The organism is Mesorhizobium sp. M7A.F.Ca.AU.001.01.1.1, assembly GCF_004022735.1.
GTDB classification, from domain to species: domain Bacteria; phylum Pseudomonadota; class Alphaproteobacteria; order Rhizobiales; family Rhizobiaceae; genus Mesorhizobium; species Mesorhizobium ciceri.
In genome coordinates this window covers 1-11,429 of the sequence record NZ_RZPF01000122.1, presented here as the reverse complement: position 1 = coordinate 11,429, position 11,429 = coordinate 1, and the positions used below count along the sequence as shown (strand labels likewise).

The window sequence follows — 11,429 nt, the reverse complement described above, 5'->3', positions numbered from 1 at the left end:
GCCAAGCACGATGCCACCGGTCGGGAAATCCGGCCCCGGAATGATCTCCATAAGCGCCGGCAGGTCGATCGCCGGATTGTCGATGATGGCGATGGCGCCATTGCAGACTTCACCGAGATTGTGCGGCGGGATGTTGGTCGCCATGCCGACGGCGATGCCGCCCGAGCCATTGACCAGAAGGTTGGGAAAACGTGCCGGCAGAACCTTAGGTTCGCTGCCGGAAGCATCATACGTGTCCTGGAAATCGACGGTATCCTTGTCGATATCCTCCAGGAGCTCGTGCGCGACCTTGGTCAGCCGCGCTTCCGTGTAGCGCATCGCCGCAGGCGGATCGCCGTCGATGGAGCCGAAATTGCCCTGCCCGTCGATCAACGGAACGCGCAACGACCAGTCCTGCGCCATGCGCACCAAGGCGTCATAGATGGAAGCATCGCCATGCGGATGGTATTTACCCATCACGTCGGCGACAGGACGCGCCGACTTCACATATTTGCGGTTCCAATGGTAGCCGCTCTCATGGGCGGCGAAGAGAATGCGGCGATGCACCGGCTTCAGGCCGTCGCGCACGTCCGGCAGCGCACGGCTGACGATCACGCTCATGGCGTAATCGAGATAGGAGCGCTGCATCTCCTCGACGATGGATATCGGCTCGATGCCGGTGGGGCCGCCGTCGGCGCCGCGCGGTGTCTTCTGGTCGGTCAAATCGGATCACAATCTAATCAGGAATCACTTGGTGCTTATATAGGAAGCAAGCCCGAAACTCCAACCTTCACGGCACTTTTCCAGTGTCATTTTTGATGGTAATTTCAAATGGATACCGATGATTGCGACGATATGGCCAAGGCGGTTTTCACCGCCCTGACGCAAAAGCCTGCGTGTCTGCCTTTGCGGTGCACCGGGCCGATTCACCAAGCAGAAACGACCTATGCGCCACGGCGGCTGCGATACTGGCTTGGCGTCTGCCCCATGATCCGCCGAAAACGACGATTGAAGGTCGACAGATCGCTGAAGCCAGCGCCGAAAGCGATCGCGGAAACCGTATCGTCCGACATGCGTAGCCGCACCGCGGCCCTGTGCAATCGCGTCCTGAGCAGGAATTGGTAGGGGGTCATGCCCGCCACCTGCCGGAAGATGCGCAGGAAATGATACGGACTGGTCGCCGTCCCATCGGCAAGCGCTGAAAGGGAAACCGGCCCGTCTGCATCGAGTTCGATGCGCCGCACAGCTTCGGCAACCCGTTTTTGATCGCGGCGGCTCGGCGCGCGCCTGACATGCGTAGCGCCGGAGGCTGTAGCCACGGCAGCACCGGCCATGCGCAGGGAAAGTTCCTCGAACGCGTCGATGTCGGCCATCTCGCGAGCGGTTTCCGCCTCGGCCAGGAGTGGCGCCAGGACCGGCAAAGGCGGCAGGAGCGCCGCCTCGAAGGCCAGCTTCCTGGCGCCCGGCACGCCAGCCGCGATCCGTTCCATGTAGGACGGCCGGAAATGGAACGAGAGGCAACGGTCGCCGCTGCCATGCTCGTGCCCGCATTCGTAACATGTGCCGGGATTGCCGAGCAGGAGCGCGCCGGGCGCCAGCATCGCCGTGCCTTGCTGGGCACGGTAGCGAAACGTGCCGCTGGTGACCGCGGCGACACAGAAATCCTGATGCGCTTCCTCGAACGGCCGGTCGCCGGCGCTAGCCGTGCAGATCACATCCGCCACATGCCAGCCGGGTCCGGATGCGAGCGTATGCGTGGTCGCTGTCATGACCGGAATATAGCAATTTTTCCCAAGCCCAGAACCTCGTAACCGCCTATTCCCTCCCAATCTCCTGACAAGAAGAGGCCACAACCATGTTCGATCAATCTTCGTTTGCCGATGCCCTGCATAGCCCCGGACCGATCGAAGGCCTTGCCGAAAAACTGAGCCTTTACGGCCGCTTCGTCGGCGCCTGGACTTTCGACGCCTCGCGCCACCTCGAGGACGGAACGGTGCTGACAGGGCGTGGCGAGGTGCATTTCGGCTGGGTGCTGGAAGGCCGGGCGATCCAGGACGTCTGGATCCTGCCCGCGCGGGACACTGGTTCCCAGCCTTCGCTCGGCAAATGGACTTTTTATGGCACGACGCTGCGCGTCTATGATCCCGGCGCGGATGCCTGGCACATCTTCTGGAGCGACCCGCCCAACCAGTATTTCAGCCGCCAGCTCGGCCGCGCCGAGGGTGACACGATCGTGCAAGTGGGCGCCGACGGCACCGGTAGCTCCGTACGCTGGGGCTTTTCACGCATCACCGAAAACGCCTTCCGATGGCTGGGCGAGCGCTCGCACGACAATGGCGCGACATGGCGGCTGGAGGTCGAGTTCCTGGCGCGCCGAGCGGTTTGATCGCCGAAGAATGCAGCAGCCCGGAATAAAAGCGTCGCGACCCTTTGCGCCCTCCGCTGTCTCGCCGGCATCAACCACTTTCTCACGAACAGTTCCCACCGAACGGGCTTTGCTCTACCAATTATCCTGGTACGGGCACGGCCCGGCGGGAGGGTCAGAGATGCCGAGTTTCGACAGCCTGTTCAACGCGTTCGTCACCATTCTCGTGACCATCGATCCGCCCGGCCTGGCGCCGCTGTTCCTCGCCGTGACGCGCGGCATGAACCGCGAGGAGCGCCAGCAGGTTTCCGTCCGCGCCTCGATCATCGGTTTCCTGGTGATGGCGCTGTTTGCGGTTGCAGGCGCCTCGATCCTGTCGGTGTTCGGCATCACGCTGCCGGCTTTCCGCGTCGCCGGCGGTTTCCTGCTGTTCTTCATCGCCTTCGAAATGGTGTTCGAGCGCCGGCAGGACCGCAAGGAGAAGATCGGCGACGTCGCCATCACCAAGGACATGATCCACAACATCGCCGCCTTCCCGCTGGCAATCCCGCTGATCGCGGGTCCCGGCGCCATTTCGGCAACTGTGCTGCTCTCAGGTTCCTTTCAAGGCTTTGCGGCGCAGGCGGCGCTGGTCGGCATCATCTTCGTCTGCCTTGCCATCACCTATCTGGTGTTCGTGCTGTCGGAACGCATAGACCGCATCCTCGGCCAGACCGGCCGCTCGATCCTGACCCGCCTGCTCGGCGTCATCCTGGCAGCACTGGCCGTGCAATTCGTCGCCGACGGCATCAAGGCGCTGATAGCGGGCTGACAGGCTGACGCGGCGAGAATCTCAAAGCCGGCTCTATCTCGCCGTCGTGTCGATGACCTCGAAATCGTGGGTAATCGTGGCGGTCTTGGCAAGCATCGCGGAGGCCGAGCAATATTTTTCGATCGAAAGGTCGATCGCGCGTTTCACCTTGTCGCTGGAGAGTTGCCTGCCCTTGACGACGAAATGCATATGAATGCGGGTGAACACTCTGGGTTCGGTTTCCGCCCGGTCGGCTTCGAGCTCGACAACGCAGTCCTCGACCGCGTCGCGCCCCTTTTCGAGGATGTGCACGACATCATAGGCCGAACAGCCGCCGGTGCCGATCAGCACCAGCTCCATCGGGCTCGGTCCCGGCGTCCTGCCTTCCGGTCCGGGCGCGGTTCCCAGCACCAGTTTGTGGCCGCTACCGGACTCGCCGACGAAGGTGCGTTCCTCGACCCATTTTACGCGTGCTTTCATCGAACTCGTCCTTCGCCATATTTCGTTGATCGCCATGTCGGCGTTCAGTTCGACAATGCAAAACCCCGAAAGTCCATGATGGACTCTCGGGGCGCAATGTTTGACTTAAGCCAAAAACAACATCTGCTGTTGCGATCAGAACGGGATTTCGTCGTCCAGTTCGCGCGACGAACCGCCACCGCCGCCGCTCTTGGCACCGCCACCACTGCGATTGAAGCCTTCGCTCGGGCTGGACTGGCCGAAATCGGAACCACGGCTGCTGCCGCCACCGGCATAGCCGCCGACTTGGCCGCCTTCACCCTGCCCGCGCGCGTCGAGCATCTGCAGCTCACCGCGGAATTTCTGCAGCACGACTTCCGTCGTGTACTTGTCGGCGCCGGTCTGGTCCTGCCATTTGCGCGTCTGCAGCTGGCCCTCTACATAGACCTTCATGCCCTTCTTCAAATACTGCTCCGCCACCTTGGCGATGCCCTCATTGAAGATGACGACGTTGTGCCATTCGGTCTTTTCCTTGCGCTCGCCGGAATTCTTGTCACGCCAGCTTTCCGACGTCGCAATGCGAATGTTGACGACCGGCTCGCCCGAGTTGAGGCGACGGATTTCGGGATCCGCGCCGAGGTTGCCGACCAAAATGACCTTGTTGACGCTACCCGCCATGATATTTCTCCGCGCTCATCCGAAACAAATTTTTTTGTCGCAGCACCTTACAGGCTGCAGGCGTCAGCCGCTTGCCGTGGCTGCCTTTACCCACAAGGTTTTTGTTCCCTGTTCGTTCTATGGTGCAGATGACGTTCTGTCAATGTTTGTCAGCAAGATGTAGTGTCCCGGCCGGAAATTTCCATGAAATCGGATCTGACCGGGGGCGATCAAATGAAGTCTGTCGCACATGAGGACCAGCAGCGCGAGCAATGGCGAGCAGGTGTGGAAACACGCATGCATGTGTCGGCCAGCAATGGTGCATCGCAACTTTGCATATTCGAGCAATGGGTCGAGCCCACGGTCGGCGCCCCAACGCATTGGCATCCCGTGGAGGAAGTGCTGACCGTTATCGCCGGTAGGGCTGAGATGTGGATCGACGATGAGCATACAGTCGTGACATCGGGCCAGTCTCTCGTTGTCCCCGCGAACAGGAAACACGGGTTCAAGAACGCCGGCACTGGAACGCTTCACATCCACGCCGTCCTTGCGTCGCCGATTTTCGAGGCGACGTTCGATGGGCCTGCCGGAATGGTGAGACGCTGGCTTCCGACAATCTCGTAAAACAGTGCTTGCCAAATCAATAAGTATTCACTTATGCTTTTGACATGATCGAAGCAGAGATTTTTCGCGCACTGGCCGACCCGACGCGCCGCGCCGTCTTTGAGCGGCTAGCCGCAGGCGAGATGAGCGTGTCGGAATTGCGCACCGGTATGACGGTGTCGCAGCCCGCGGTGTCGCAGCATTTGGCCGTCCTGCGTGGCGCAGGCCTGGTGGTCGAGCGGCGAGCCGGCCGCAACGCCTATTACCGCGCCGATCCGCAGGGGCTCGCTCCCTTGCTCTCCTGGATCGAACGCTACCGGACTTTCTGGCCGGAACGCATCGAAAGGCTGAAGGCGGTTTTGAAGGACATGGATCAATGAACGACAGGGGATCAATGGCCGACGAAAGCCATCGCGAAGTCTCTCCGGATGCGCTCGAGTTCGAGTACGACCTTGCCGAGCCGCCGGAAAAGGTCTGGCGGGCCCTGACCGTACCGGAATTGCTCGCCGCCTGGATGATGCCCAACGACATGAGACCCGAGATCGGCAACCGTTTTGCCTTCGCCGGGACGGGCGCGCCGATCGAATGCGAAATCCTCGACGCCGAACCCGAGAAGTTGCTGCGCTATTCCTGGCGGGAGCAGCCGGGCGACGCAGCCAGGCAGGATCCGCTCGACAGTACCGTCACCTTCACGCTTGCCCGCACCGCTTCCGGCGGCACGCATCTGCGCATCGTCCACGACGGTTTTGCCCGCAAGGCCATGCCGGCCATCGCCATGGCAGGCGCCGGCTGCCGTCTTTCGCTCGGTTTGCGCGCAATTGGAAAGCCCATCGCCGCGAACGCACCGCGCCTTCTGCGCGCGGCATAATAGAAAATCGGAGAAGAAAAATGAGCGGTGTTGCCAGTCTGGTGCCGATGGTCATCGAGCAATCGAGCCGCGGCGAACGCGCCTTCGACATCTTTTCGCGGCTGCTGCGCGAGCGCATCATCTTCATCAACGGCGAGATCAACGACGACATCTCGGCGCTGGTCTGCGCGCAGCTTTTGTCGCTGGAATCGGACAATCCCGACAAGGAGATCTCGCTCTACATCAACTCGCCGGGCGGCGTAGTGACCAGTGGTTTCGCCATCTACGACACGATGCAATATATCAGCTGCCCGGTGTCGACCGTATGCATGGGCTTTGCGGCATCGATGGGCTCGTTCCTGCTGATGGCAGGCACACCGGGGCGCCGGATTTCCCTGCCGAACGCCACCATCCTGCTGCATCAGCCGCTGGGCGGGTTCCAGGGCCAGGCCTCCGACATCCAGCGCCATGCCGAGCGCATCGGCAGGACGAAACGGCACATGGCCGAGCTCTACGCGCAGCATTGCGGCCGTACCTATGAAGAGGTCGAGCGCACGCTGGACCGCGACCACTTCATGACCGCCCGCGAGGCGCAGGCATGGGGCATCGTCGACCATGTTTTCGACACGCGCAAAAAGGCGGCGTAAGCCAGGGCCGGAGCGGAGTCCGGCCGGCTGCCGAAGATTTGACGATGCCGGTCTGGTTCCATCGGCGGCGCGCCACTATAGTCCTGGGATGACCGACACTCATCCTTCCAGACCACTGCGCCCCGTCATCGCCGTCGTGGTGCTCGCTTTTGCCAGTCTCGTGAGTGGCGCGGCTCTTGCAGAGGACAGTTCGCCGTCGACGCAAAAAAGCGCCCTGCCCGGCGTGACCGGCGACTACCGCATCGCCAAGCCGGCTCCCGAGCCGGACGATGCGCTGCCGGCCGGCGAGAACGGCACATTCAAGATCGGCGATACGGATGTCAGGATTTCCGGCAGCATCACCGTCGATGTCGGCGCCGACTCGATCGGGCCGCCGCGTCACTGAGTGCGCGCGGAAATGAGCGTTCCCCACATAAAACGGCCCCGCCGTGCCTTGGGCAAACGGACGGGGCCTTCTGGATCTCAAATCCAACTTTGCCGGGAGTGTACTGCCGGCGTTTGATTTCGGATGCACCGCGGCGTTCGGCCGACGATCCGACTAGCAGTCTCTGATTTTTAGGGGATATGGCAGGTCACGGTTTGCCGGGTGGCGCAGACGCTAAACCCTGGCACTTATGCCTGCCGCGGCTCCAGTGACAACTGGAACCCTAGGGGACGATCCGGTGGCGTCATAGCTCCGCTCCTCTGTCCGTTGCGATTGTTGTCAATTCGAAGCACAAATCGCAAATGCCTGCGGCGTCTCGCAGGCCGCCTTTGGGCGGCGAGGCCATCGAAAGACGGCCGGCTTCGTTGACTTCCGGAGACTGCGCTCCTGGGTTGCCCGCGTCAACCATCAATAGCCGGTTACCGAAAAACGTGATCGCCGGGAGGTTACGTACAAGTCAGTTTTTGCACAGCTTTGTCAGGAGCGTGTTCGGCCTTTGTTCTTTCCGCTTGCCCGTTCACGCGAAAGACGCTTAAACGCTTTTGTCGGGAATTGTGGCGTCTCTCGACGTGGCGGCAAAACTACCTACATAGGGGATGGCCGGGAAAACCCGCCATTCCAGGAAATTCCAGATTCTGAGGCGGCGACCGGCTATGGCCGACCATAAATATCTTTCCATTCGCGGGGCGCGCGAACACAATCTGAAGAATGTCGATCTCGACCTGCCGCGTGACAGCCTGATTGTCATGACCGGCCTGTCGGGGTCCGGCAAGTCATCGCTTGCCTTCGACACGATCTATGCCGAGGGCCAGCGCCGCTACGTCGAAAGCCTGTCGGCCTACGCGCGGCAATTCCTCGAAATGATGCAGAAGCCTGACGTCGACCAGATCGACGGCCTGTCGCCTGCCATTTCCATCGAGCAGAAGACCACATCGAAGAACCCGCGTTCGACGGTCGGCACCGTCACCGAGATCTACGACTATATGCGCCTGCTTTTTGCGCGCGTCGGCATCCCCTATTCGCCGGCCACCGGCCTGCCGATCGAGAGCCAGACGGTTTCGCAGATGGTCGACCGCGTGCTGGCGATCGAGGAAGGCACGCGCCTGTTCATTCTGGCGCCGATGGTGCGCGGCCGCAAAGGCGAGTACCGCAAGGAGTTGCTGGAACTGCAGAAGAAGGGCTTTCAGCGCGTCAAGGTCGACGGCGTCTTCTATGAGATCGCCGACGTGCCGGCGCTGGACAAGAAGTACAAGCATGACCTCGATGTCGTCGTCGACCGCATCGTCGTGCGCGGCGATCTCGCGACGCGGCTTGCCGATTCCATCGAAACGGCGCTGAAGCTGGCCGATGGGCTGGCGGTCGCCGAATTCGCCGACAAGCCGCTCGATTCCAGCCAGACCGGCGAGGATTCGGTCAACAAGTCGAAGAACGAGACGCATGAGCGCATCCTGTTCTCGGAAAAGTTCGCTTGCCCGGTCTCCGGCTTCACCATTCCGGAAATCGAACCGCGGCTGTTTTCGTTCAACAATCCGTTCGGCGCCTGCCCGACTTGCGACGGTCTCGGCAGCCAGCGCGCCATCGACGGCAATCTGATCGTGCCGGATGAAAACATCTCGCTGCGCGACGGCGCCGTCAGCCCGTGGGCGAAGTCGACCTCGCCCTATTACGCGCAGACGCTGGAGGCATTGGGCAAGGCCTATGGCTTCAAGCTCGGCGACAAGTTCAAGGATTTGTCCGAAGAGGCCAAGGAAGCCGTCCTGCGCGGCACCGGCGAGCGCGAGATCACCTTCCAGTATGATGACGGCCTGCGCTCCTACAAGACGACGAAGACTTTCGAAGGCGTCATCCCCAATCTCGAGCGGCGCTGGAAAGAGACCGAATCCGCCTGGATGCGCGAGGAGATCGAGCGCTTCATGTCGGCCACACCCTGCCCGGTCTGCAAGGGCTATCGGCTGAAGCCCGAGTCGCTGGCGGTGAAGATCGCCGGCAGGCACATCGGCGAAGTCACCGAGCTTTCCATCCGCAAGGCCGACCAGTGGTTCACCGACCTGCCCGCGTCGCTCAACGACAAGCAGAACGAAATCGCGGTGCGTGTGCTCAAGGAAATCCGTGAACGGCTGCGCTTCCTCAACGATGTCGGGCTCGACTATCTGACGCTGTCGCGCAATTCCGGCACGCTGTCGGGCGGCGAGAGCCAGCGCATCCGGCTGGCATCGCAGATCGGCTCCGGCCTGACCGGCGTGCTCTATGTGCTGGACGAGCCGTCGATCGGCCTGCACCAGCGCGACAATGCGCGCCTGCTCGATACGCTGAAGCACCTGCGCGACATCGGCAACACGGTGATCGTCGTCGAGCATGACGAGGACGCCATCCTGCATGCCGACTATGTCGTCGACATGGGCCCGGCCGCCGGCATCCATGGCGGCGAGATCATCGCCCAGGGCACGCCGCAGCAGGTCATGGCCAATCCCAATTCGATCACCGGCAAATATCTGTCGGGCGCGCTCGAAGTGGCGACGCCCGGCGTGCGGCGTGAAGCGAAGAAGAACCGCCGCATCAAGATCGTCGGCGCGCGCGGCAACAATCTGAAGAACGTCACCGCCGAAATCCCACTCGGCACCTTCACCGCCGTCACTGGCGTGTCCGGCGGCGGCAAGTCGACCTTCCTGATCGAGACGCTGTTCAAGGCCGCTTCGAGACGCATCATGGGCTCGCGCGAACATCCGGCCGACCACGACCGCATCGAGGGCCTCGAATTCCTCGACAAGGTCATCGACATCGACCAGTCGCCGATCGGCCGCACACCGCGTTCAAACCCGGCCACCTATACCGGCGCCTTCACGCCGATCCGCGACTGGTTCGCTGGCCTGCCGGAGGCCAAGGCGCGCGGCTATCAGCCGGGACGCTTTTCGTTCAACGTCAAGGGCGGCCGCTGCGAGGCCTGCCAGGGCGACGGCGTCATCAAGATCGAGATGCACTTCCTGCCCGACGTCTACGTCACCTGCGACGTCTGTCACGGCAAGCGCTATAACAGAGAGACGCTCGATGTCCTGTTCAAGGGCAAGTCGATCGCCGACGTGCTCGACATGACGGTCGAGGAAGGCGTCGATTTCTTCGCCGCCGTGCCCGGCGTGCGCGACAAGCTCGACACGCTGAAGCAGGTCGGCCTCGGCTACATCCATATCGGCCAGCAGGCGACAACGCTGTCCGGCGGCGAGGCGCAGCGCATCAAGCTGGCCAAGGAACTGTCGCGCAAGGCGACCGGCAAGACGCTCTATATCCTGGATGAGCCGACCACTGGCCTGCATTTCCACGACGTTGCCAAACTGCTGGAAGTGCTGCACGAACTGGTAGACCAGGGCAACACGGTGGTGGTCATCGAGCACAATCTCGAAGTGATAAAAACCGCGGACTGGGTGCTCGACCTCGGCCCCGAAGGCGGCGATGGCGGCGGCGAACTGGTCGCCTCCGGCACGCCGGAAGCCATCGTGCGCGAAAAGCGCAGCTACACCGGCCAGTTCCTCAAGGAGCTTCTGGAGCGACGTCCCGGAGGCAAACGCGAAGCGGCGGAGTGATCGACCGGTTGGCGCCTGGAGAGCTTTTGAATGACAATCAGAAGAGCGCTTGCCGGTGATCTCCAAACCGTCGTCTCGCTGACGGAAGCGGCTTATGCGCCTTACATCGCACTGTTCGGCGCGCCGCCGGTCCCGGTCACCGAGGACTATGCACCGCGCATCGTGCGCGGCGAGGTCTGGTTGCTGGAAAGTGGCGGCGAGCTTGCCGGGCTGATCACGCTGGAGCGACATGACGACCACGCGATGATCTTCTCCGTCGCGGTCTCCCCCGACTTTCAAGGCAAGGGCTTCGGCATTGCGCTGCTGAAACACGCGGATGAGCAGACCCATCTCTGGGGTCTGCCAGAAGTGCGGCTCTACACCAACGCCAGGATGGAGCGGAACATTGCGCTCTATCTTGCCTATGGTTTCCACGAAACGGGTCGCCGGCCCAATCCCTACCGGCCAGGATGGGTGCTCGTCGACATGGCCAAAACCGTCGATCAGATCACCGCGGCCTGATCTTTTTCTGCATTGGGAGGATGACAATGAGCACATCGGGAACAATCCGCGCCGGCATGGGCGGCTGGACCTTCGAACCCTGGGATACGTCCTTCTATCCCGACAAGCTTCCCAAGGCCAAGCAGTTGAACTACGCCACTCGCCAGGTGCCGAGCATCGAGGTCAACGGCACTTACTATTCCAGCTTCAAGGAGCCGACCTTCGTCAAATGGGCCAGCGAGGCGCCGGACGGCTTTGTCTATTCGCTGAAGGGCAACCGCTTCGTCACCAACCGGCGCGTGCTGGGCGAGGCCGGCGAATCGATGATGCGCTTTCTTGGCTCCGGCGTGGCGGCGCTCGGCGAAAAGCTCGGGCCGATCCTGTGGCAGTTCGCACCGACCAAGAAATTCGATCCGGACGATTTCGAAGCCTTCCTGAAGCTGCTCCCGGAAAAGCAGGACGGCGTTGCGCTGCGCCATGCGCTCGAAGTCCGCAACGACAGTTTTGTCGTGCCGGAATTCGCAGCACTTGCCCGAAAATACAAGGCCGCCATCGTCTACGCCGACCATGCCAACTATCCTGATATCGCCGACATCACCGCCG

Annotated in this window: 14 protein-coding genes; 10 read left to right on the top strand and 4 right to left on the bottom strand. The window is 61.9% G+C overall.

Annotated features, from left to right (window positions below):
• Both EN884_RS10300 and EN884_RS10295 read right to left on the bottom strand, forming a co-directional pair.
• On the bottom strand, positions 1 to 702 hold a 702-nt coding region (locus EN884_RS10300), incomplete at its 3' end, for a DNA gyrase subunit A (RefSeq protein WP_281034824.1).
• Positions 703 to 923: 221 nt separating this feature from the next.
• The gene (locus EN884_RS10295) at positions 924 to 1,748 is read right to left on the bottom strand and encodes an AraC family transcriptional regulator (RefSeq protein WP_063167939.1); all 825 of its coding nucleotides are present in this window, start codon (positions 1,746 to 1,748) and stop codon (positions 924 to 926) included.
• 86 nt (positions 1,749 to 1,834) lie between these two features.
• Between EN884_RS10295 and EN884_RS10290 the strand changes: the two genes are divergently transcribed.
• Positions 1,835 to 2,365 carry a hypothetical protein gene (locus tag EN884_RS10290; RefSeq protein WP_063167938.1) on the top strand — a complete coding sequence of 177 codons (531 nt, stop codon included), beginning with the start codon at positions 1,835 to 1,837 and terminating at the stop codon, positions 2,363 to 2,365.
• A gap of 160 nt (positions 2,366 to 2,525) precedes the next feature.
• Positions 2,526 to 3,155 carry a MarC family protein gene (locus tag EN884_RS10285; protein ID WP_013531832.1) on the top strand — a complete coding sequence of 210 codons (630 nt, stop codon included), beginning with the start codon at positions 2,526 to 2,528 and terminating at the stop codon, positions 3,153 to 3,155.
• 33 nt (positions 3,156 to 3,188) lie between these two features.
• Here EN884_RS10285 and EN884_RS10280 read toward each other — a convergent pair whose 3' ends face one another.
• Together EN884_RS10280 and EN884_RS10275 are read right to left on the bottom strand one after the other, a co-directional pair.
• Positions 3,189 to 3,614 (bottom strand): OsmC family protein, encoded by a 426-nt coding sequence (locus EN884_RS10280; protein ID WP_063167937.1) that lies wholly within the window; start codon positions 3,612 to 3,614, stop codon positions 3,189 to 3,191.
• A gap of 135 nt (positions 3,615 to 3,749) precedes the next feature.
• Positions 3,750 to 4,271, bottom strand: a complete 522-nt coding sequence (locus tag EN884_RS10275) for a single-stranded DNA-binding protein (protein ID WP_063167936.1) — start codon at positions 4,269 to 4,271, stop codon at positions 3,750 to 3,752.
• A 183-nt stretch (positions 4,272 to 4,454) separates the two neighbouring features.
• Between EN884_RS10275 and EN884_RS10270 the strand changes: the two genes are divergently transcribed.
• From EN884_RS10270 to EN884_RS10235, 8 genes are all read left to right on the top strand, one after another.
• The gene (locus EN884_RS10270; protein ID WP_013531835.1) at positions 4,455 to 4,874 is read left to right on the top strand and encodes a cupin domain-containing protein; all 420 of its coding nucleotides are present in this window, start codon (positions 4,455 to 4,457) and stop codon (positions 4,872 to 4,874) included.
• 44 nt (positions 4,875 to 4,918) lie between these two features.
• Positions 4,919 to 5,233, top strand: coding sequence for a metalloregulator ArsR/SmtB family transcription factor (locus tag EN884_RS10265; RefSeq protein ID WP_013531836.1), 315 nt, complete (start codon positions 4,919 to 4,921; stop codon positions 5,231 to 5,233).
• The gene (locus EN884_RS10260; RefSeq protein ID WP_063167935.1) at positions 5,230 to 5,721 is read left to right on the top strand and encodes an SRPBCC domain-containing protein; all 492 of its coding nucleotides are present in this window, start codon (positions 5,230 to 5,232) and stop codon (positions 5,719 to 5,721) included. The genes EN884_RS10265 and EN884_RS10260 overlap by 4 nt, the downstream gene beginning before the upstream one ends.
• Positions 5,722 to 5,741: 20 nt before the next feature.
• Positions 5,742 to 6,347, top strand: coding sequence for an ATP-dependent Clp protease proteolytic subunit (locus tag EN884_RS10255; RefSeq protein ID WP_063167934.1), 606 nt, complete (start codon positions 5,742 to 5,744; stop codon positions 6,345 to 6,347).
• Between the two features lie 88 nt (positions 6,348 to 6,435).
• Entirely contained in the window at positions 6,436 to 6,732 is a 297-nt protein-coding gene (locus EN884_RS10250; RefSeq protein ID WP_063167933.1) for a hypothetical protein, read from the top strand.
• Between the two features lie 692 nt (positions 6,733 to 7,424).
• A complete protein-coding gene (gene uvrA, locus EN884_RS10245) occupies positions 7,425 to 10,346 on the top strand; it encodes an excinuclease ABC subunit UvrA (protein ID WP_063167932.1) in 2,922 nt (973 codons plus the stop codon).
• Between the two features lie 30 nt (positions 10,347 to 10,376).
• Positions 10,377 to 10,847 carry a GNAT family N-acetyltransferase gene (locus EN884_RS10240; protein WP_063167931.1) on the top strand — a complete coding sequence of 157 codons (471 nt, stop codon included), beginning with the start codon at positions 10,377 to 10,379 and terminating at the stop codon, positions 10,845 to 10,847.
• A gap of 26 nt (positions 10,848 to 10,873) precedes the next feature.
• Positions 10,874 to 11,429 (top strand): DUF72 domain-containing protein (locus tag EN884_RS10235; protein WP_164894963.1); only part of this gene is annotated, 556 nt, incomplete at its 3' end.